The 21,972-nt window shown below is 54.5% G+C and carries 21 protein-coding genes; 10 read left to right on the top strand and 11 right to left on the bottom strand.

The genetic code is table 11. The features are described 5' to 3' along the window. Positions 1–10: 10 nt before the first annotated feature. From ABLV17_RS23825 to pcaH, 6 genes are all read right to left on the bottom strand, one after another. Positions 11–289, bottom strand: coding sequence for a hypothetical protein (locus ABLV17_RS23825; protein WP_087859498.1), 279 nt, complete (start codon positions 287–289; stop codon positions 11–13). Between the two features lie 91 nt (positions 290–380). Further along, a complete protein-coding gene (locus ABLV17_RS23820; protein WP_228302256.1) occupies positions 381–695 on the bottom strand; it encodes a hypothetical protein in 315 nt (104 codons plus the stop codon). 83 nt (positions 696–778) lie between these two features. Then, a complete protein-coding gene (locus tag ABLV17_RS23815; protein ID WP_308958143.1) occupies positions 779–3,151 on the bottom strand; it encodes a glucose/quinate/shikimate family membrane-bound PQQ-dependent dehydrogenase in 2,373 nt (790 codons plus the stop codon). Between the two features lie 300 nt (positions 3,152–3,451). Continuing rightward, entirely contained in the window at positions 3,452–4,375 is a 924-nt protein-coding gene (locus ABLV17_RS23810; protein ID WP_045382604.1) for a LysR substrate-binding domain-containing protein, read from the bottom strand. 178 nt (positions 4,376–4,553) lie between these two features. After that, positions 4,554–5,174 carry a protocatechuate 3,4-dioxygenase subunit alpha gene (pcaG, locus tag ABLV17_RS23805; RefSeq protein ID WP_308958144.1) on the bottom strand — a complete coding sequence of 207 codons (621 nt, stop codon included), beginning with the start codon at positions 5,172–5,174 and terminating at the stop codon, positions 4,554–4,556. After that, entirely contained in the window at positions 5,171–5,911 is a 741-nt protein-coding gene (gene pcaH, locus ABLV17_RS23800; RefSeq protein WP_087859504.1) for a protocatechuate 3,4-dioxygenase subunit beta, read from the bottom strand. Before pcaH ends, pcaG begins: the two co-directional genes overlap by 4 nt. Before the next feature lie 236 nt (positions 5,912–6,147). On the opposite strand from pcaH, the gene ABLV17_RS23795 reads away from it, so the two are divergent. After that, entirely contained in the window at positions 6,148–7,491 is a 1,344-nt protein-coding gene (locus tag ABLV17_RS23795; protein ID WP_087859505.1) for a VOC family protein, read from the top strand. A 42-nt stretch (positions 7,492–7,533) separates the two neighbouring features. Continuing rightward, on the top strand, positions 7,534–9,042 hold the full coding sequence (locus ABLV17_RS23790; protein ID WP_271032633.1) for a carboxylesterase/lipase family protein: 1,509 nt from the start codon (positions 7,534–7,536) through the stop codon (positions 9,040–9,042). Here ABLV17_RS23790 and ABLV17_RS23785 read toward each other — a convergent pair. After that, complete coding sequence (locus tag ABLV17_RS23785; RefSeq protein WP_020078659.1) at positions 8,981–9,877, bottom strand: LysR family transcriptional regulator; 897 nt, start codon at positions 9,875–9,877, stop codon at positions 8,981–8,983. The two genes, ABLV17_RS23790 and ABLV17_RS23785, sit on opposite strands and share 62 nt — an antisense overlap. 172 nt (positions 9,878–10,049) lie before the next feature. Between ABLV17_RS23785 and ycaC the strand changes: the two genes are divergently transcribed. Further along, positions 10,050–10,673, top strand: a complete 624-nt coding sequence (ycaC, locus tag ABLV17_RS23780) for an isochorismate family cysteine hydrolase YcaC (protein WP_015366381.1) — start codon at positions 10,050–10,052, stop codon at positions 10,671–10,673. Positions 10,674–10,723: 50 nt separating this feature from the next. Here the strand turns inward: ycaC and ABLV17_RS23775 are convergent, their stop codons facing one another. Next, a complete protein-coding gene (locus ABLV17_RS23775) occupies positions 10,724–12,070 on the bottom strand; it encodes an L-cystine transporter (protein WP_113373258.1) in 1,347 nt (448 codons plus the stop codon). Between the two features lie 285 nt (positions 12,071–12,355). On the opposite strand from ABLV17_RS23775, the gene ABLV17_RS23770 reads away from it, so the two are divergent. Both ABLV17_RS23770 and ABLV17_RS23765 read left to right on the top strand, forming a co-directional pair. Continuing rightward, on the top strand, positions 12,356–13,525 hold the full coding sequence (locus ABLV17_RS23770; RefSeq protein WP_271032632.1) for a pyridoxal phosphate-dependent aminotransferase: 1,170 nt from the start codon (positions 12,356–12,358) through the stop codon (positions 13,523–13,525). An 11-nt stretch (positions 13,526–13,536) separates the two neighbouring features. Next, complete coding sequence (locus ABLV17_RS23765; RefSeq protein ID WP_087859510.1) at positions 13,537–14,310, top strand: ABC transporter substrate-binding protein; 774 nt, start codon at positions 13,537–13,539, stop codon at positions 14,308–14,310. 41 nt (positions 14,311–14,351) lie between these two features. Here ABLV17_RS23765 and ABLV17_RS23760 read toward each other — a convergent pair whose 3' ends face one another. Continuing rightward, positions 14,352–15,440, bottom strand: coding sequence for an NAD(P)-dependent alcohol dehydrogenase (locus tag ABLV17_RS23760; protein ID WP_047077586.1), 1,089 nt, complete (start codon positions 15,438–15,440; stop codon positions 14,352–14,354). A 50-nt stretch (positions 15,441–15,490) separates the two neighbouring features. Between ABLV17_RS23760 and ABLV17_RS23755 the strand changes: the two genes are divergently transcribed. From ABLV17_RS23755 to rimL, 3 genes are all read left to right on the top strand, one after another. Beyond that, a complete protein-coding gene (locus ABLV17_RS23755; RefSeq protein ID WP_123907193.1) occupies positions 15,491–15,784 on the top strand; it encodes a hypothetical protein in 294 nt (97 codons plus the stop codon). Further along, positions 15,762–17,417 carry a glucan biosynthesis protein gene (locus ABLV17_RS23750; protein WP_087859511.1) on the top strand — a complete coding sequence of 552 codons (1,656 nt, stop codon included), beginning with the start codon at positions 15,762–15,764 and terminating at the stop codon, positions 17,415–17,417. Before ABLV17_RS23755 ends, ABLV17_RS23750 begins: the two co-directional genes overlap by 23 nt. Positions 17,418–17,484: 67 nt before the next feature. Further along, a complete protein-coding gene (gene rimL / locus ABLV17_RS23745; RefSeq protein ID WP_087859512.1) occupies positions 17,485–18,045 on the top strand; it encodes a 50S ribosomal protein L7/L12-serine acetyltransferase in 561 nt (186 codons plus the stop codon). Positions 18,046–18,049: 4 nt separating this feature from the next. Here rimL and ydcK read toward each other — a convergent pair whose 3' ends face one another. Next, complete coding sequence (gene ydcK, locus ABLV17_RS23740; protein ID WP_113373261.1) at positions 18,050–19,030, bottom strand: YdcK family protein; 981 nt, start codon at positions 19,028–19,030, stop codon at positions 18,050–18,052. A 111-nt stretch (positions 19,031–19,141) separates the two neighbouring features. On the opposite strand from ydcK, the gene tehA reads away from it, so the two are divergent. Then, complete coding sequence (gene tehA, locus ABLV17_RS23735) at positions 19,142–20,140, top strand: dicarboxylate transporter/tellurite-resistance protein TehA (RefSeq protein ID WP_348854724.1); 999 nt, start codon at positions 19,142–19,144, stop codon at positions 20,138–20,140. Positions 20,141–20,142: 2 nt separating this feature from the next. Continuing rightward, positions 20,143–20,739: a tellurite resistance methyltransferase TehB gene (gene tehB, locus ABLV17_RS23730; RefSeq protein WP_348854723.1), complete on the top strand. Its 597-nt coding sequence runs from the start codon at positions 20,143–20,145 to the stop codon at positions 20,737–20,739. Here the strand turns inward: tehB and pepT are convergent. Next, positions 20,736–21,965: a peptidase T gene (pepT, locus tag ABLV17_RS23725; protein WP_348854722.1), complete on the bottom strand. Its 1,230-nt coding sequence runs from the start codon at positions 21,963–21,965 to the stop codon at positions 20,736–20,738. The two genes, tehB and pepT, sit on opposite strands and share 4 nt — an antisense overlap. Between the last annotated feature and the right edge of the window lie 7 nt (positions 21,966–21,972).

The following is a 21,972-nucleotide window of genomic DNA, read 5'->3' as shown; positions in this document are numbered from 1 at the left end:
TCTGGTTGCGTTAATACTTGCGCCAGTGCTCATAGCCGGATTGCCAACGTCGCTGCTCCCGCCGCTCTCTCTCACGCTGAATATCGGACTTTTGATCTTCCCAGATGGGACAATCAGGGCCGTTTGCCACTTCGCAGGGGACCGAGACATCGTTTAGCGGATTGACCTTTCTCTCTTCCCACAGCGTCGGGTCGCGTAAATCCACTTCTGGCGCTTTCAGCGCCTGGGCCGAGGTGGTTGCGGCTAATAAGAGTGCGCCGATCGGCAGGTGATAGAGGGCTCCTTTCATCTTTTATCCTTGTCATGTTGTTATTGATAACTGTTCGCAATAATAACATAACGTAATAAAACATTCTAAAATCAGAACCTGCCGAAGAAACTTATAGTGCTGACTCAGGGATCATATTGATCTTAAATTCTCCCGGCATAGTCGATATCGCTTCTACGGTTAAACCGTTTTTATCGGTTCTGCCCTTAAAGACTATACCGTCTGGCGTGGTGATTTGGTAAGGGAGATAGGGCAGCGGCATACCCGTATGCGGATTCTTCAACACAAAGTCGTGGCGATAAAGCTGTGGTGGTTCCTCGTTGGCGCATCCCGATAGTAACGCGGCCAAAAGCAGCGCGCTTGAGCCTTTCATCAAAACCATGATGGCTTCCTCCCTGTTTATCCAGCCTGAGAAATGAGCTTCCATAGTAACAAAAGCCTGAAGATCGGCGCCTAAATGGAATCTGAAACCGGGGAGATAAAGAAAGGCCCCTGAACGGGGCCCTGGTTTTATTTTTGATCGGGTAAAGCGTAAGCGATGATGTAATCGCCGCGATCGGGAGACTGACGCGCGCCGCCGGCGTTGATAATGATGTACTGCTTACCGGTTTTCGGTGAAACGTAGGTCATCGGGCCGGATTGGCTGCCCACCGGTAGGCGAGATTTCCAAATCTCTTTGCCGTTGGCGGTATCAAAGGCGCGCAGATAGAAATCCTGGGTGCCGGCGAAGAACAGCAGGCCAGACTGGGTAGATAGCGAAGCTCCCAGCGTTGGCATGCCGATAGGGATCGGCATATGCATGCGGATACCCAACGGACCGGTATCTTCTACCGTACCCACCGGAACCTGCCAGACCAGCTTACCGCTTTTCAGATCAACCGCCGACATGGTGCCGAACGGCGGCTTCTGGCAGGGGATACCCAGCGGCGACAGGAAACGCTCACGCATTGCGCCATACGGCGTACCTTCCATCGGTACGATACCCATTTCGATACCGCTGGCATCTTTGGCCACTTTCGCTCGCGGCACCATGTAGTTAGCCAGTCCAAGGCGCATGTCATTGACGAACATCAGGCCGTTATTCGGATCGACCGACACGCTGCCCCAGTTCATTCCGCCAAGCGAGCCCGGATATTGCAGGGAGCGGTCTTCACCCGGCGGTGTAAAGACACCCTGATGGCGCATCTCTTTGAACTGAATACGGCACAGCAGCAGGTCAACCGGGGTGGCGCCCCACATATCCGATTCTTTCAACGTTTCGTTGCCGATCATCGGCATGCCGACAGAGTACGGTTGCGTCGGCGAGTAGCGTTCACCTTTAACGTTACCAGCCGGGACCGGACGTTCTTCCACTTTAGCGACCGGTTCGCCCGTCGCGCGGTTAAGCATAAAGATCATGCCCTGCTTGCTGGTTTGCACCAGTACCGGCGTCGTACCGCCTTTACCGTCCGGCAGATCGTACAGCAGCGGTTGCGAAGGCAGGTCGAAATCCCACAGATCGTGATGGGTGGTCTGGAAATGCCAGCGCACTTTACCGGTGGTCGCATCGACCGCAACGATTGATGAGCTGTATTTATCATCCAGCGCCGTACGTTCGCCGCCGAAGAAATCTGGCGTGGCGTTACCGGTTGGCAGATAAATAAGATTCAGTTTGGCATCGTAAGACATTGCGGACCAGACGTTCGGCGTCCCGCGCGTGTAGGTCTGTCCTTCCGGCGGTACGCCGGTCAGCTGCGGATTACCCGGATCCCAGGCCCAGGCCAGTTTACCGGTATGCACGTCAAAAGCGCGAACTACGCCCGGTGGTTCACCGGTGGAGTAGTTATCCGCGATGCGACCACCAACGACAACAAGGTTACCGGCCACCAGCGGGGTAGAGGTCTGCTGATAATAACCAGGTTTGATTTCCCCCATGCCGACGCTGAGATCGACGGTACCGTGTTCGCCAAATGCTTCACAGGCTTTACCAGTATCGGCATCGATTGCGATCAGACGCGCATCGGTAGTCGGCAGGAACAGGCGGCGGGCACAGGCGGCAGGCTGAGTCCCGGCCACGGCATTAGCCTGTGCCTGGCTATCTTCGTAGTAGCCTAAACCGCGGCAACGTTGCCAGTTCGGCGCCGTCGCTTTCGAGTCGTAGCGCCATTTTTCTTTGCCGCTATCGACATCCAGCGCCAGGACTTTGCTATATGGCGTACAAACATAGAGTGTATCGCCAATCTGCAGCGGCGTATTCTGGTCTTCCGCGCCGGAACCGTTACTCTGCGGAATATCGCCGGTATGGGCAATCCAGGCAACCTGTAGCCGGTTGATATTGTTTTTATTGATCTGATCCAACGCGGCAAAACGGTCGCCGTGAGTGGTATTACCCCAGTGCTCCCAGTTTTTTTGTTCTTCACCTGGCTGTACCGGTTTTACCGGCACGGGTTCGCTGGCGATGACCAGCGGCTGGGATTTGAACATCCAGCCAAAGCTGACCAGCAGTACCACAGCCAGCACGCCCGCGAGGGTGAAGGCCGCGCCTTTTTTGGCCGGAGCGCTGGAAAGGAAAGGCCAAACAATGGCGCACAGAAAAGCCAGAACGCCAAGCGCAAACAGGCGTGAGAACAGCGGCCAGTAGGTCCAGCCTGCGTCGCTGATAGCCCAAACAATGGAAGCTGCGAAGGCGACGGCATAAAGAACGATACCGCCGCGACGATTGCGGAAAATAAGCAGGGAGGCGATAACCATCACCAGTCCCATAATGGCGAAATACCAGGTGCCGCCGACGCTTGCCAGTTTGGCGCCTAAAATGCCGATTGCCAGACCGATGATTAACATCAGTCCGGCGAGTAGCCACTGCAGGATCCGGGGGAATCCGCGCGGCACGTTGCCCGTAGCCATGTTGTCTCCTTATACCACCCCTTGCCAGGCGTGTACCAAATGAATCAAGTGCAAATGGAAATTGCTTTTGAGTGAAGCTCTGAAAAGCTTCATAAAGGTGATTTCAAAAGATGAATTCATTTCACATGAACCAAATGGTGAAATCATGGCTATGATAAATCTGTTAATGAAATGAGCGCAAATGTTAATGAATGATTTCGCACTAATTGATTAGCGCAATGTATATATTAAGTGGCAGAAGAATGAACGTAGCGATGCCGTTACCCCAATGTGTTGATTCGGGGTAACGGCCATTGAGGGTCAGGCAGGCATGGATTTGCGTATCGCGCTCAGTAGAGTTTGCGCCCCCTGCGACAAGCTGGCGTCCACCCGGGTAAGAATACCGATCGGCTCGCCGGCGCCTTCGGTGGCGATAGGTAATGAGGTTAACAAACCGCGACGCAGGTCGTCTTTTACCGCGCCGGAAGGGACGAACCAGACATAGTCGTAATCGACGGTGAGCTGGCGCGAAAGCGAGGCCGACAGCGTTTCAATACAGCCGGGGGGAATTTTACAGCCCTGGCTTTGCAGTAGCGTTTCCGCATTCTGCCGCGGAATGGTCCCTTTTGGTGAGACCACTACCGGCCATTCCATCACCCGGCTGAGCGTTACCGTCTCCTGCAGTAACGGGTGGCCGGGGCGGACGACCAGTTTTAGCGATTCAAGAAACAGCAGTTCATAGTTGAGGCCGCTCATGAGCTCCGGATCGGACATGCGCCCAATACCAATATCGACATCGCCGGATTTCAGCCCCGCCAGCAGCATGGTGTTATTCATGGTGGCGACCTGTAAGGTGATGTCTTTTTGCTGTTTATGAAATTGACCAATCACCGTAGGCAAAATACCGAGCGCTGCGGTTGGCAGGGCGCCAATTCGTACCACATCGCTATTCATGCCCTCTTTACGATTGAGAGCCTGGCCCGCGGTATTGAGGGCATCCAGCACCTTGACCGCATGGGTAAGAAACTGTTCGCCAACCAGCGTCAACTGCGCGCCAAGCCGCCCGCGCTCAAAGAGCCGGGTACCGGTCAACTGCTCAAGCTCGTTGAGGGTTTTTGATAGCGCAGGTTGGCTAAGATTCAGGGTTTCTGCCGCCCGCCCCAGGGTTCCCTGTTGTGCGACGGCGACAAAAGTATGTAAATGGCGCAAGCGAATGCGCTGACTGAAGAGACCATTTTTTTCCATAATCGATGTTAAAAACAGAGCTGTCTCGGTAGCAAGCGAAGTTGTTTAATTTTGATAACTAGTTAGCAAAATATTATTAACATTTGATCTTATTGTCTTACAAGTCATTTCTGTCAGGCGCGTTAAAAAGCCCCGTGGTCGACGGGGCAAGGAAAAAGGGAGTTATTTTGGTGGGAAATTAAATATCGAAGAACACGGTCTCTTTATCGCCCTGTAAATAAATATCAAAGCGGTAGACGATTTCATCTCCACGCACTTCACGTTGCGCGATAAGCGTCTGGCGGCGAACTTCCCACTCAATCAGATTCAGTACCGGATCCTGTTCATTTGCCGCCTGTTCATCAGCGAAATACATCCGCGTATTCAGGCCAATGTTGATACCCCGCGCCACCACCCACAGATTGAGGTGCGGCGCCATCATGCGTCCGTCACGGCCGACGACCGAACCGGGTTTGATGGTTTGAAAGCGCCAGACGCCGGATGCAAAGTCTGAACACGTGCGGCCCCAGCCGCGAAAGTTGGGGTCCAGAGCCTTGCTCTGCTGGCGGTCGTCGGGATGGTTATAACGCCCGTCGGCGTTAGCCTGCCAGAGTTCCAGCAGCACGTCGCGTACCGGCGTTCCGGAACCATCGAAAACCCGGCCTTCAATCGTAATACGTTGGCCTTTGGTTTCCGCGCTCACTAAGTTGGGGCCGAAGTTTTTTTCGAAAATATGAAACCCGGCAGCGTCCGGTGCCAGACCAATATGCACATAAGGCCCGGCAGTTTGCGAGGCGGTTTCAGCTAAATAGTCTTTCATTGGGCGGCCCCCTGAGTACGATTTTCGAACAGCGTGGCGCGATGGCCGCGCAGCACAAGGTCAAAACGATAGGCCAGGCTGTCGAGCGGCACGGCGGCGTGGGTATCCAGCTCGGCAATCAGGGTACGCACGGCATCATCGTTATTGATGGTTCTGACAATCGGACACTGTTTAATAAGCGGATCGCCTTCAAAGTACATTTGGGTAATCAGCCGTTGCGCCCAGGCATCGCCGGAGAGCGAAAAGTGAATATGCGCCGGTCGCCAGTCGCTAACCTGATTACGCCACGGGTAGGGGCCGGGTTTGATCGTGCGAAAACAGTAATAACCGTTTTCATCGGTCAGTACCCGTCCGCAGCCGCCGAAGTTGGGGTCAATCGGCGCCAGATACTGGTCTTTCTTATGACGGTAACGGCCGCCGGCATTGGCTTGCCACACTTCGACCAGCGTATTTTTCATTGGCCGGCCAAAGCCGTCGCGCACGTAACCGTGGACGATAATTCGTTCGCCAATCGGCAGGCCGTCTTTGGCGTAGTTGAGAATGAGATCGTTATCCAGCGGACCAAGGTCTTCGCTGCTGAACACCGGGCCGGTAATCTCAGAAAGTGAATTTTGCAGGGAGATGAGCGCATTGCGCGGCGAGCGTAGCACGCTGGTTTTGTATCCCGGCGCTAGTGCCGGCGGATGGCTATTGTAATCGCGATGTACGACCTCGCGCGGTGACCATTTATTATTCATAGGGTACTCCATCAAACGGAAGAGAGGCATGTTGTTGTAATTTCGCCAGAAACAGTCTCTGTAAATGTTTTGTTAATTTAAAGTGAAATTAAATCTAATTTTTCATAACCGGCGGTTATGATTTGTACAGACGAAACGCGGTAGCAGGTTATCCGCATCACAGTTTGTAAATTCTTCCCGCCACTCTTAACGCGCTTTCCTACACTCCAGGAAGTATTCACTGGAGGTAAGACATCATGGCGAACACCATCACGGCTGATGAGATTCGGGAAAACTTTTCACAGGCTATGTCGGCAATGTACCAGCAGGAAGTTCCGCAGTATGGAACCCTCCTGGAGTTGGTGGCGGATGTGAATCTGGCGGTCCTGGAACACAACCCGAAATTACATGAACAATTGGCTAATGCCGACGAACTGGCACGGCTGAACGTTGAGCGCCACGGCGCGATCCGCGTGGGAACGGCGGAAGAACTGGCGACCCTGCGTCGCATGTTTGCCATTATGGGGATGTATCCCGTTAGCTATTACGATCTGTCGCAGGCTGGGGTACCCGTGCATTCTACCGCTTTTCGCCCGGTCGATGATGCGGCGCTGGCGCGTAACCCGTTTCGCATTTTCACCTCCTTGCTGCGTCTTGAACTGATCGGCAACGAGGCGTTGCGCCAGCAAGCGGCGGATATTCTCGCCCGTCGCGATATCTTTACGCCGCGCTGCCGTGAGCTGATTGCGTTACACGAAGATAGGGGGGAATTCACGGCAGCAGAAGCGCGCGAATTCGTCAACGAAGCGTTGGAAACTTTTCGTTGGCACCGTCACGCCACCGTTGACGAGCAAACCTATCACGCACTGCATAATGAGCACCGGTTGATTGCCGATGTGGTCTGTTTCCCCGGTTGCCACATCAACCATCTGACGCCGCGTACGCTCGATATCGATCGGGTTCAGGCGCTGATGCCGCAGTGTGGTATTGAACCGAAAGCGCTCATTGAAGGGCCACCGCGCCGCGAGGTGCCGATTTTATTGCGGCAAACCAGTTTTAAAGCGCTGGAAGAGCCGGTGATGTTCGCCGGTGAACATAAAGGCACGCACAGCGCGCGCTTTGGCGAAATTGAACAACGCGGCGTCGCGTTGACGCCGAAAGGACGAGCGCTGTATGACCGCTTACTGAATGAGGCCGGGGTCGGTAAAGACAACCTTAACCATCAGCGCCATTTGCAGGAGGTCTTTTGCCAGTTTCCTGACAGCGAATTTCTGTTGCGTCAGCAGGGGCTGGCGTGGTTCCGCTATCGCCTGACCCCCGCAGGAGAAGCGCACCGCCATGCTTTTGGCCCCGGCGACGATCCGCAACCGCTGATCGAACGCGGTTGGGTAGTCGCGCAGCCGATTGTTTATGAGGATTTTTTACCGGTAAGCGCCGCGGGGATCTTCCAATCAAATCTTGGCAACGAAACCCAGGCCCGCAGCCACGGTAACGCCAGCCGTGACGCTTTTGAAGCGGCGTTAGGCTGTGAGGTCCTCGATGAGTTCGAGCTATATCAACAGGCGGAGGAACGCAGTAAACGCCGTTGCGGTCTGCTCTAAAATCGGTACTCTGCATGGCATAACTTGCAAAAGGACGTTGTTATGCAGAATTCATCTACGCCGCTTGTGAAAACGCGGCAGGGCACGCTATCCGGCACCAGTGAACAGGGTATCCATATCTGGCGCGGTATTCCCTACGCGCAGCCGCCGGTTGGCGAGCTGCGTTGGCGTTCGCCGCAGCCACCAGAGCGCTGGCAGGGCGTGCGTCAGGCCGATACCTTTTCCGCCGCCAGCTGGCAGGATATCGAATATTGTCGTGAACTGGGCGGCGGCGATCCTGGCCGTTTCTCAGAAGATTGTCTGTATCTCAACGTGTGGGCGCCCGCCGCCCGCTCGCAGCCGCTCCCGGTGATGGTCTGGCTGCACGGCGGCGGCTACACCATCGGCGCCGGCAGCCTGCCGCCCTACGACGGTAGCGCATTGGCCAGCCGCGAGGTGGTGGTGGTCACGGTGAACTATCGTCTTGGACACCTCGGCTTTTTCGCTCATCCGGCGTTGGAAGGCGAAGAGGGCGAGCGGTTGTATAATTTTGCGCTGCTCGATCAGATAGCCGCGCTACGCTGGGTACAGGACAATGTCCACGCTTTCGGTGGCGACGCCGCCAATGTCACCTTGTTCGGCGAATCCGCGGGAGCGCGCAGCGTCCTGTCGTTAATGGCGTCGCCGAAAGCGAAGGGATTGTTCCATAAAGCGATCGTACAAAGCGGTTATACCTTACCGGATTTACCGCGGGAAAAGGCGCTGGCGAAGGGAAAGCTGCTGGCGGAACATTTTTCTCTTGCCGATGCCAGCGCGGAACAGCTGCGGGCAATCCCCGCCGATGCTTTTTGGGCGCTGACAGCGCCGCTGAATATTGGCCCGGCGCCGATTGTCGGCGATGCGGTGCTACCGGAGCCTATGCTCGACACGTTCTTTAAAGGACGTCAGCATGCGATGCCGGTGATGATTGGCTCCAATAGCGATGAGGCCAGCGTGATGGCGGTATTTGGCGTCGATATTGCCGGGCAGATTCAAAAACTGCGGCGCGAACGCCGTTTTGGCCTTGGGCTTATCAAACTGCTGTATCCAGGCGTCAAAGGTGATGAAGCGTTAGGCAGAGAAGTGTGCCGCGATATGGCGTTCACGACTTTGGGGTATGTTGTCATGCAGGCGCAGCAGCGTCTCGGGCAACCGTGCTGGCGATACTGGTTTGACTATGTGGCCGAAGCGGAACATGAAACTTATCTCCATGGCGCCTGGCATGGCAACGAAGTGGTTTACGTTTTTGACAACCTGACCCGAGCCGAGCCGGTGTGTCAGTACGCCAGTGAGGCGGATCAAGCCTTCGCCGCGCAGGTCGCCGACTACTGGACTAATTTTGCCAGGCTGGCAGGCAATCAGTGCAGCGAGTTAACGGGCCCTGTACGCTGGCCTGCCTGTCAGCGCGGGCGGGACCGTTTATTGCGTATCGGCCTCAACAAGCGCGCGGGCTTTAAAGTCGAGAACCGCTTTATGCGCGCGCGGCTGGCGCTGTTTCGTCGGGTGATGAAGCATCATGTGACGCTGGATTAACCAGCGCGGCGCGAAAGCGCGCCAGCCCGTCGGCCTTGCTTTGCGAGCGGCGAACAACCAGCCGGTAGCTGGCGCCGGTTTTGACGCTAAGCGAGAAGGGGCGACATAGTCGCCCGGTTCGCAGATCCCCGGCAACCAGCGTTTCGTCCGCCATGGCCACGCCGAGCCCCTGCATCGCGGCGGTGATCGCCAGATCCATGGTGTCGAAATATTGGTTTTTATGCATTTTTAGCGCAGTTTCATGCGGGAAGTGCGCAAGCCACAGCAGCCAGTCGGTTTTATCGCGCGTCGGATGGAGAAATGTGACGCCTGATAGCTGGGGATCGCATGGCGTATCGGGACTGGTCACCGGCGTGAGGGCTTCTTCAAACAGCAGATCGCCGGCGCTCTGATGGGTGCCAAAGATAATCGCCGCGTCGTAGGGCTCAGTCTTAAAGTTGACGTTATGCTCGGTGGTGGTGGTCAACGCCACCTGCAGTTCCGGATAACGTCGTTCTATCTCCAGTAGTTTCGGCACCAGCCAGCGGATCGCGCAGGTAGGCGCTTTCAGGCGCACGACAGTTTGCTGCTGGCGCGCCTGCTCGGCCACCGTTATCAGGCGGCCGAATGCCGACTGTAGCTCCGGATAAAGCGCGCTGCCCTGTGGCGACAGTCGCAGGCCCCGGGCGTGGCGTTCAAATAGCGGGAAGCCGAACCAGCTCTCCAGCGCGGCGATCTGCCGGCTGACCGCCCCCTGCGTCAGGCATAGCTCCTGTGCGGCATGGGTTAGGTTGAGATGCCTCGCGGTTATCAGAAACGTTTCTACGGTATGAAAAGGCAGGGCGCTACGCGACATGTTGGCTCCAGCTATGCATTTTGATCATGGGCAGTATGCCACGCCTCGTTGCGAAATTGGGACGATGCGTTCCGTTTTTGCCATCTAATCGTCATCCGCTGCTTACACTATTATTAATCTCGTTGATACAACGTTTCTCACCGATTAGTTGATGTGTATTAAAGGAGCCACCATGTCTAAACCTTACGTTCGTCTGGATAAAAATGATGCGGCAGTATTACTGGTTGACCATCAGACCGGCCTGCTCTCACTGGTTCGTGATATCGAGCCGGATAAATTCAAGAACAACGTCCTTGCCCTCAGCGATCTGGCTAAATACTTTAAACTACCGACTATTCTGACCACCAGTTTTGAGAATGGCCCTAACGGCCCGCTGGTGCCGGAACTAAAAGAACAGTTCCCCGACGCCCCTTATATCGCTCGTCCCGGCAATATTAACGCCTGGGATAACGAAGATTTCGTTAACGCGGTAAAAGCCACCGGTAAGAAACAGCTGATTATTGCCGGTGTCGTCACTGAAGTGTGCGTGGCCTTCCCGGCGCTGTCGGCGATTGAAGAGGGATTCGACGTCTTTGTGGTGACCGATGCTTCCGGTACTTTTAACCCGATCACCCGTGATGCGGCGTGGGATCGTATGTCTCAGGCGGGCGTGCAGTTAATGTCGTGGTTTGGCGTGGCCTGTGAGCTGCACCGTGACTGGCGCAATGATATTGAAGGATTGGGAACCCTGTTCTCTAACCACATTCCGGATTATCGGAACCTGATGACCAGTTTTAATCTGTTGAGTAAGAAATAAACAGCTGGCGGCCAGTTTTCAGGCCTGGCCGCCGCTTCAATCAGACGGGATTATTCACTCATCGAGGCGACAGGGTGCGACTTTGTACGTTGATTTTTCAATAGCCGCGTCGCCAGTACGCCAGACATCATCGATCCATTCACATTCAGCGCGGTACGCGCCATATCGACAATTGGCTCAATGGCGATAAAAATGCCGACCAGCGCCACCGGGAAGTTGAGCGTAGACAGGACAATCAACGCCGCAAATGTCCCGCCGCCGCCGACGCCTGCGACGCCAATTGAGCCCAGAGCGATAGCCGGAAGTAAGCTGGCTAAAAACGAGAACGACAGTGGGTCGATACCTAGCGTGGGCGCAATCATGGCCACCATGATGGCCGGATAGATTCCGGCGCAGCCGTTTTGCCCCATACTGGAACCAAAAGAGGCGGCAATATTGGCGATGGTATTCGGCACGCCGAATTTTTCCTGTGCGGTAATGGCTAATGGAATCGAAGCCGCGCTGCTGCGGGAAACAAAAGCGAAGGTAAGCACCGGCCACACCGTTTTAAAGTAGCGCAGAGGATTTTGACCGCTAATAGTCAGCAGAATCGCATGCACGATAAACATCATGGCGACTGCCAGATAACAGGCGGCGATAAAGCCTAGCAGGCTGGTGAATTGCGCTAGCTGATAGGTTGAAAAGACTTTTGCCATCAATGCGAGGACACCGTATGGCGTCAGCGCTATGACGATACGTACCATCTTCATCACCCAAATTTGAATCGCGTTAATCCCGCTACTTAATTTTTGACCTTCCTCCGGCGCCTCTTTTTTCACCTTCAATAACGCCACGCCGGCCAGCAGGGTAAAGATGACGATGCCGATAACCGATACGCTGCGCGCGCCGGTCAGGTCGAGAAAAATATTTGTCGGGATCAGCGAAGTGACCAGTTGGGGTAGCGAAACGGCTGTGGTTTTGCTGACGTCTTCGGCGGTCAGCGTCGATTGCATATGGCTGAATGCGCTGGCGTCGAGACCGATCAGGTTAGCGGTAAACAGGCCGACCCAACCCGCAATCATTACCAGACACAGCATGCAGGCGACGATGGTTAAGGACATTCGGCCAATACCGGCGCTATTTTCGAGTTTGTTAATCGCTGACAAAATTGAAATAAAAATCAGCGGAACCGCGACAAGTTTCAGCAAATTAACATAGCCGTTGCCGACGATACTGTACCAATCAATGACCGTTTTACGCGGTTCGTTGGCAATGAAATGGAGCGATAATCCGAGAAGGGCGCCGAGAAAGATAGCGATAAAAACGCTTTTTGATAACGAGTTGCTTTTTTGGTCGAGTTTAAAAAGTCCCCATGATGCGATTAAAAATAACGCGATATACGCTGGCGTAATAAACATAAGATTTGCCTCTTGCCCCATTCAGCACCTGAAATGCCGGAAAGAGATATATTCTAAATTTCTCTAAGACGGTCAGTAGCCTTAGAACCGCTGGGGATTATAAAGAATTGAATAGTATAAGGCATACAAAAATTGTGGTTTATGGCCTGAGTGTTAGCCCCGTCATGTTTTAAAGGCGTCCTGAGCCATGATCGGAATGCATAGCTCTTATGATAACAATTCGCTTGTCGCCTGAAGTCGCTTTGGTTTGAATGGATATGCAAATAAAACGAGAAAGGATTAATCATGGCTCTTAGTGCTTCGGTCACCACCCGCTCGAAATTGCCGGATGTCGGCACCACGATTTTTACCGTTATCGGTCAGCTCTCCGCGCAGCATAACGCGATTAATCTTTCTCAGGGCGCGCCTAACTTTGCCTGCGACCCACAGCTGGTGGCCGGCGTGACGCAGGCGATGACCGCCGGACATAATCAATACGCGCCGATGACCGGCCTGCGGGCTTTAAAAGAGCGTATCGCTGACAAAATCGCCACGTTATATGGCACGCAATATGATGTCGATAACGAAGTGTTGGTTACCGCTAGCGCCAGCCAGGGGATCTATTCCGCCATTGCCGGGCTGGTACATGCTGGCGACGAGGTGATTTACTTTGAGCCTTCGTTTGATAGCTATGCCCCGATAGTGCGTCTGCAAGGCGCGACGCCGGTGGCGATTAAGCTCACCGTGCCGGATTTCGCGATTAACTGGGACGAGGTGCGCGCCGCGATTACCCCGAAGACGCGGATGATCATCATTAATACGCCGCATAATCCAAGCGGCCAGGTACTTTCCGCCGACGACCTTAATCAACTGGCGATGCTGATCCGCAATACCGATATCGTGGTTTTGTCCGACGAAGTCTACGAGCACGTAGTCTTCGACGGCGAAAAGCATCACGGCATGGCGACCCATCCGCAGCTAGCGGAACGCAGCGTGATTATCTCTTCCTTCGGCAAGACCTACCACGTGACCGGCTGGCGCGTTGGCTACTGCGTGGCGCCAGCAGCGCTAATGGATGAGATCTGCAAGGTACATCAGTTCCTCATGTTTTCTGCCGATACGCCGATGCAGTACGCTTTCGCAGAGCATATGCAGAACCCGGCTTCATGGCTGTCGCTTGCCGCCTTTTATCAGCAAAAGCGTGATTTGCTCCAGCAACTGCTGCAAGACTCGCCGTTCCGCTTATTGCCGAGCGCCGGCTCTTTCTTCATGCTGGCGGATTATCGCCATTTCAGCGATGAGCATGACAGCGAGATGGTTAAGCGGCTGATTACCGAATACGGCGTCGCCACGATTCCGCTATCGGCATTTTATACCGATGGTACTGATAACAAACTGATTCGGCTCTCTTTTGCCAAAGATGAAGCCACATTGCGGGCCGGCGCGCAGGCGCTGTGCCGCGTTAAGCCGCGTTAAGGAGCCAGACGATGAAAATAAAAGCCCTAACTCTTGCTTTGGGAATGCTGTGTACCGTATCAAGCTTTGCCGCTAGCGAATTACGCTACGGCGTGGAGGCGGAATATCCGCCGTTCGAAAGCCGTAATCCGGCAGGGGAGTTGCAGGGTTTTGATATTGACCTCGGCAACGCGATTTGTCAGGCCGCGCAGTTGAAATGCAGCTGGGTCGAAACCTCCTTTGATGCGCTCATTCCGGGACTGGTGGCGAAGAAATTCGACGCGATTAATTCGGCGATGAACATTACCGAACAGCGGCGCAAGAGTATTGATTTCACCCAGCCGATCTACCGTATTCCTTCACAGCTGGTGGGCAAGGCCGACAGCGGTATGCAGGCGACGCCGGATGGGCTGAAGGGCAAAACCATCGGCGTGCTACAGGGCTCGATTCAGGAAACCTTTGCCAAAGAGCATTGGGAAAAACACGGCGTCACGGTGGTTTCCTATAAAGACCAGAACATGGCGTGGGCCGATCTGCTTAACGGCCGTATCGACGCCTCGCTGGTGATGTCCGCGGCCGGGCAGGCCGGGTTCCTCAGTAAGCCGCAGGGTAAAGGATTCGGTTTTATCGGTAAGCCGGTGGCTGATGATACGATTCTGGGCAGCGGTATTGGCTACGGCTTGCGCAAGGGCGATGAGGCAACTAAAAAACAGCTCGACGCGGCAATTGATAAAGTGCGTGCCGACGGCACTATCACCCGTCTGGCGGCGAAGTACTTCCCCGGTATCGACGTCAGTGTGAAATAATCTTTACTTGCGGCTCTTTGTTTCGCAAAGAGCCGCCCGCATTACATCAGCACCACCGGTTTGATGACTTTACCGGAAGCTGAATCTGCGAAAGCCTGATTAATCTCTTCGAGCGGATAGAATTCGATAAGCTTATCAATGGGGAATTTTCCTTGTTTATAAAACTGTACCAACTGCGGGATAAACAGCTGCGGCACGGCGTCTCCTTCGATTACTCCTATCAATGATTTACCTTCCGCCATCAGATCGTTTTGGACATTAAAGGTGATATCGCCCGTAAAGCCGACGACCGCCACCGTGCCTAACGGCTTAATCGCGTGGATTGCCTGCAGAACGATGGCGGCGACGCCGGTAGTTTCGATGGCGTAGTGCGCGCCTTTGCCGGTCAGTTGGCGAATAACCGCAACGCTATCTTCCTGTTTGCCATTGATCACGTGGGTTGCGCCGAGTTCACGTGCCAGCTCAAGGCGGTTCGCATGAATATCGACGGCGATGATTTGGCTACAGCCGGTGAGCTTTGCAGCCATAATGGCGCTTAAACCAACCGCGCCGCAGCCGAATACCACCAGCGATTCCCCGGCCACCGGTTTTAGTCGATTTAACACCGTGCCGCTACCGGTTTGAATTCCGCAACCCAGCGGACCAAGAAGCGATAGTTCGACTTCACGGTCGACAACAATAGCATTCGTCGCTTTGGTGACCACATACTGACTAAACGAAGATTGACCGAAGAAGACGGATAATTCTTGATCATCCAGACGATAAGGGGTGGTGCCATCGTCTAAGCGTCCACCAAAGTTTAAGTCATTGAAACTTTCGCACGCGGAAGGATGGTTGGTGAGGCAGTTTTCGCAGTGATGGCAGGCGGCGTAGCTCAGTACCACATGATCGCCAATTTCGACCCCACGAACGGCATCACCGACGTTAACCACGATACCTGCGCCTTCGTGGCCCAGGATGGCGGGCATCGGCAGGATCCCGGCGTTATCGCGGATTACCGCGTCGGTATGACAAACGCCTGTAGCGACAATTTTTACCATCACTTCGTCTTTTTTAGGTGCGCTAACCTGAATATCTTTAATGCTAAATGGTTGTTGATAACCCAACGTCACGGCGGCTTTTACTTTCATTAGATACTCCTGACATTTTTCCCTGGAGAGTAGAGATTACACCTGGCGTGATGAAAATTTATCCTGTTCGTGCTGAAAATAAACAAAGCGGGGGTAAAAACGCTGAGGTCTCGGGTCGCGCCTGTTCGCCAAAACAGCTCAGCGATAGCGATCGCTGGGTGGTTATTCAGTCTGTTCCGGTGGACATCTTTTTTTTCATGCTTTTCGCCTGCCAACAATTGGATTATCAATCATTTTTGTCTAGAGTGAGCGGAATTCACGACGCAGATGTTTGCAACGTTGCGTATCCGTCGAACTCTCAAAAAGGACGCTTTTCCAGGCATGAACCGCAGACGTTTTCTTAAATCATCCATGGCTGTTGCCGCCGTATGCGGAACGTCAGGAGTCGCCTCGTTATTCACTAAAGCGGCTTTCGCCGCGGATTCTGCTATCGCCGATGGCCAGACGCGCCGCTTTGACTTTTCCGTCCTGCAGGCGATGGCTCATGACTTAGCCCGTCAGCCGTGGGGCGGCGCGCCGCGTGACCTGCCGCCGACGCTGGCGAATCTGACCCCTCAGGCCTATAACAGCATTCAGTATGATGCGGCGCATTCGCTGTGGAATAACGTTGAAGAGCGTAAGCTGGATATCCAGTTTTTCCATGTTGGTATGGGCTTCCGCCGCCGGGTGCGCATGTTCTCGCTGGACGCGCAGTCTCAGCAGGCGCGGGAGATACATTTCCGTCCGGAGTTGTTCCAGTATAACGACGCCGGTGTTGACACCAAACAGCTGGAAGGGCAGACCGATCTTGGTTTCGCCGGTTTCCGCGTGTTTAAGGCGCCGGAACTGGCGCGCCGCGATATCGTCGCCTTCCTGGGCGCCAGCTACTTCCGCGCGGTCGACAGCACTTACCAGTACGGCCTGTCGGCGCGTGGTCTGGCCGTCGACACCTTTACCGATACGCCGGAAGAGTTCCCGGATTTCACGTCATTCTGGTTTGAAACCGTCAAACCTGGCGCGACGGTGTTCACCGTTTACGCGCTGCTCGATAGCCCAAGCGTCACCGGCGCTTATAAGTTCACCGTGAATTGCCAGGAAACGCAGGTGATCATGGATGTCGAAAATCATCTCTATGCGCGCAAAGACATTAAGCAGTTGGGCATTGCGCCGATGACCAGCATGTTCAGCTGCGGTAATAACGAACGCCGGATGTGCGATACCATCCATCCGCAAATCCACGATTCTGACCGCCTGTCGATGTGGCGCGGCAACGGCGAGTGGATTTGTCGTCCGCTGAATAATCCGCAAAAGCTGCAGTTCAACGCGTTCCAGGATAAAAACCCGAAGGGATTTGGCCTGCTGCAGCTGGATCGCGATTTCAGCCATTATCAGGATGTGATGGGCTGGTATAACAAGCGCCCGAGCCTGTGGGTGGAGCCCCGTAATCAGTGGGGAAAAGGGGCCGTTAGCCTGATGGAAATCCCGACTACCGGCGAAACGTTGGACAATATCGTCTGCTTCTGGCAGCCGGAAAAACCGGTAAAAGCGGGTGATCAACTGGACTTTAGCTACCGCTTGTACTGGAGCGCGCAACCGCCGGTACGCTCTCCGCTGGCGCGAGTGCTGGCGACACGTACCGGAATGGGCGGCTTCCCGGAAGGATGGGCGCCGGGTGAACATTATCCGGACAAATGGGCGCGCCGCTTTGCTATCGATTTTGTTGGCGGCGACCTGAAAGCCGCGGCGCCGAAAGGCATTGAGCCGGTGATTACGCTCTCCAGCGGCGAGGCTAAGCAGGTAGAGATCCTCTACGTCGAGCCGTTTGACGGCTATCGAATTCTCTTTGACTGGTATCCGACTTCAGATTCCACCGATCCGGTGGAGATGCGCATGTTCCTGCGCTGCCGTGGCGACGCTATCAGCGAAACGTGGCTGTATCAGTACTTCCCGCCTGCGGCGGATCGGCGTAACTACGTTGATGACCGGATTATGAAATAACCAGGTCGTTGATACCCGCCCGCGGTGCGCTACTGCGGGCGTTGTTGTTTATCAGTGAGATATTGCCATGACTGCCGAAAACGGCCCCACCATCGAAACTATCCCGGTCAACGAACAGCTGGAGCTGCGTGCGGTTGACGAACGTTACGTCAGTGAGCTACATCAACTGGTGCTCAAAAACCGTGACTGGTTGCAGCATACGTTAAGCTGGCCTGCGGAAGTGCTGAGTGAAGATGAAACCCGGCGCCACGTGCAGGGAAACGTGATGCTGCACCAGCGCGGTTATGCAAAAATGTTCCTGCTGTTTTTACAGGGGCAGATGATCGGCGTACTGTCATTTAACCAGATTGAACCGTTGAACAAGACAGCCTATATCGGCTACTGGATCGATCAAAACCATCAGGGGCAGGGACTGTTATCACAGGCGTTACAGGCGTTTATCCACCATTATGCGCAAACGGGCATCGTGCGCCGTTTCGTTATTAAATGTCGGGTCGCCAACCAGCGCAGTAATCAGGTGGCGCTGCGCAATGGTTTCCAACTGGAAGGTTGTCTGAAGCAGGCCGAGTTTTTAAATGGCGCGTATGACGATCAGAATATCTACGCGCGGATTATCGACCCGCAATAAGTGGCTACAGCGAACCCAGCAGCGGCGTACGGGTGATATGCTCGTCGCCGCTGACGATTTTGCGCCCGCGAAGATGAATTTTGTCACCCTCCAGCGCTTCGATACAGGCGTTACCGCAGATTTCTACCTGATGTTCGATAATCACATCGCCACGAATCGTCGCATGTCCTTCGATGAGTATCTCGTCATCCAGCAGAATGGGCCCGCCGAGAAGATGGGCGTGCCCGCCGACCATGACGCGATGCTTTAACAGGCAGTTGCCTTCGACCACGGCGTTTTCACCCACTTGCGCACTATAACGCAGAGTCGGGATTTGATCCTCGCCGCGCCCGGCAACCAGTCGCGCGCAATCGTAGACCCGGGCGTTGTCACATATCCATACATCGTTATCTTCATTACCTTCAATACGTGCGTTATCGAACACTTCGGCACGGTGTTCAACAAAAGCATGCTCAACTACGGCATCACCGTAGATTTGCGCCTGATGAACAATCCGTGAGGCGCTGACCGTGGCGCGCTGATAAATTTGCAGCACTTTGTCGGCATCAGAAGTCAGCCCCTGAGCGGCAATCACCAGACAATGGGGGAGAATACGCGCCTGGTCGGCGATTCGGCAGACACCACGGATTTGCGATTGCTTTATAGTGACGTTGTCACTTATCCTGGCGCCGTGACTTACCTCAACATTATCAAGCCAGGCGTTATCGCTAATTGTCGCCCCGTGGCTTATTACGCAGGTGCCGGTCAGACGGGCGTTGTCGTCAACGCGCGCGCCAGCAAAGACGACGCTATTGGCGTCATATATCCAGCAGTCGCCGCCCTGGCTTAAAGCGGCTTCATCATCGAGCCAGCCACCTTCGCTACCCGCCTTAACGTCCGAGAAATCAATCAGCGCCACGATTTGCCGCAGATTTACGCTATGTTTAATTCCGTCTTCTTCGAAATGATACAGGCGGGCGTGCTCGCTCAGACGATATTTATTCATCAGTATCTCTCTTTACCGTTGGTTAACATAAACATAGCAAAAATCTCCGTAGCGCGTTTTATAAGGTTCCTTTAAAATGCAACTTAAAATTAAATTGAAAGTTTAAATAAAATGAATAAAAACGCAGTAAGCGACCGGGTGCTGAATCTACCGGCTGGCTATTTTGGTATAGTGCTGGGAATTATTGGCATGGGATTCGCCTGGCGCTATGCCAGTACCCTCTGGCCGGTGAGCAGGATTATTGGCGATGCGTTGGTGGTGCTGGCGACGATTATTTGGGCACTATTAATGATAGCGTTTATTGCACGGGCCATTCGTTTCCCGTGGAGCGTGCTACAGGAGATGCGTCATCCAGTGGCCAGCAGTTTTGTCAGTTTGCTTCCGGCGACAACGCTGTTGGTGGCAATCGGCTTTGTCCCCTGGTACCGAGCGTTATCATTGGGGGTATTTATTATCGGGGTAGTGCTGCAGCTATGCTATGCGGCCTGGCAGAGCGCCGGGCTGTGGCGGGGTAAACATCCGGGAGCGGCGACGACGCCCGGTTTATATCTGCCGACTGTCGCCAACAATTTCATCAGCGCCATGGCCTGCGGCGCGCTGGGATTCAGCGATGCCGGACTGGTGTTTCTCGGCGCCGGCGTCTTCTCCTGGCTCAGCCTGGAGCCGGTAATCCTGCAGCGTTTGCGCAGCAACGGCGAGCTACCGGCGGCATTGCGGACATCGTTGGGTATCCAGCTGGCGCCTGCTCTGGTGGCCTGTAGCGCGTGGCTCAGCGTCAACGGCGGCGAAGGTGATACTTTTGCCAAAATGCTATTTGGTTACGGGCTGCTGCAACTGCTATTTATGTTGCGCCTGATGCCGTGGTATCTGCAGCAGCCGTTTAATGCTTCATTCTGGAGCTTCTCGTTCGGGATTTCCGCACTGGCGACCACCGGCCTGCATCTGGGGCACGGTCAGCCGCACGGTTTTTTCCATACTCTGGCGATCCCCTTATTTATTTTTAGCAACCTGATTATCGGCCTGCTGCTGCTGCGTACCTTTCTTCTGCTGGTGCGGGGTAAACTGTTAATTCGCGTAGACCGTGCCACTTTATTGCCAAACAAGGATTAATCATGACGACTCGTGACGAAAACTACTTTACAGAAAAATATGGCCTCACGCGCACCCACTCAGAAGTGGTGTATGCCGCCTCGCTGATGCAGCCGGGTCAAACGCTTGACCTCGGCTGCGGCAATGGTCGCAACAGCCTGTATCTGGCGGCGAAAGGTTACAACGTCACCGCGTGGGATAAGAATCCCATGAGTATCGATAATCTGAAGACCATTCGTCAGGCAGAAGGGCTGGAAAACCTGCAGACGGCGATTAAGGATCTGAATTCGCTGAGTTTTGATGGCGAGTATGATTTTATTCTTTCTACCGTGGTGATGATGTTCCTGGAAGCCAAAACCATCCCTGGTCTTATCGCCAACATGCAGCGCTGCACGAAGCCTGGCGGCTATAACCTGATTGTGGCAGCCATGGATACCGAAGATTACCCTTGTACCGTGGGTTTCCCGTTCGCCTTCAAACCTGAAGAACTGCGCGACTATTATGCTGGCTGGCAGTTCCTCAAGTACAACGAAGATGTCGGCGAATTGCACCGCACCGACGCCAGCGGCAACCGCATCAAGCTACGCTTCGCCACGATGCTGGCGCGTAAACCGGCTTAATCCGCCGCCAGCAGGCACAGCTGTAGGGCGGTTAGATAGGAGGCCTCAAAGGCGCGCAGCGGCAAAAATTCGAATTTCGAATGGAAATTATGCGCGCCGGTGAAGAAGTTCGGCGTCAGCAGCCCCTTTGCCGATAACGCTGCGCCGTCGGTACCGCCGCGCATCGGCGTGGGTTTTGGCGTTATACCGAGGCTTTCCATCGCGGTGAACATCAGATCAATAGCCCGGCGGTCTTCGCCAATGGCGTTGCTGATATTGCTGTAAGTATCGCTTATCGTGAATTCAACCCTGGCAGTGGGGTACTGGGCGGCGATTTTCTCTGCCACTTCGCCAATCTGTTGTTTGCGTCGGTTAAAGCTGTCCAGATCGAAATCGCGAATATTAGCCTGCAAGCGCGTGCTGTTCTGATCGCCATGAATACCATTAAACCACACGTAGCCTTCGCGCCCGGCGGTGTGCTCCGGCGTCTGCCGGCGGTCGAAATGGCTCATAAAGTCGGTAGCCATTAACAGCGGGTTAACTAATACGCCTTTGGCGGACATTGGGTGCGCCGTGACGCCGGTAAACCGTATCTCCGCGGAGGCTGCGTTGAAGTTTTCATAAACGATCTCGCCGAGTTCGCAGCAGTCGATGGTCCAGGCAAAATCGACGGCAAAACGCGAGAGATCCAGCGCTTTTGCCCCGCGAAGACCCACTTCTTCGTCCGGGACGAACGCCACGACGATATCGCCATGCTTATGTTCGGCGGTCAGGTTTTCCAGCAGCGTCATGACAACGGTCACCGCCGCTTTGTTATCGGCACCCAGTACGCTGGTGCCGTCGCTGAAAATAATCTCTTCATCACGATAGGCCAGGATTTCCGGATGCTCGTTAACCCGCAGCCAGATTTGCTGTTCCGAATTAAGGCAGAGATCTTCACCAGTAAATCGCAGAATTTGCGGATGAATATCCGGCGACAGTCCGACATCAACGGTATCAATATGCGTGATAAAGCCGATCCGCGGCGCACCGGGGACGGTGCCTTTTTTTACCGCCGTTACGGTCGCGTGCTCGTCGACAACGATATCGTCAAGGCCAAACTGACGTAGCTCGTCGGCTAACGCCTGCGCCATCTGATGTTGTCCGGGCGTCGTGGGTAACGTGGTTGCTCGTGGATCGCTTTGGCTGGTGATAGCCAGATAGCGAAAGAAGCGCTGGGTTAATTGTTTGGTTAAGGGCGAGGCCATAGTGATT

The organism is Klebsiella sp. CN_Kp091 (assembly GCF_040065095.1).
In the GTDB taxonomy this organism is placed as follows: Bacteria; Pseudomonadota; Gammaproteobacteria; order Enterobacterales; family Enterobacteriaceae; genus Klebsiella; species Klebsiella aerogenes.
The sequence above is the reverse complement of the archived record's forward strand: the minus strand, read 5'-3'. Positions and strand labels throughout refer to the sequence as shown.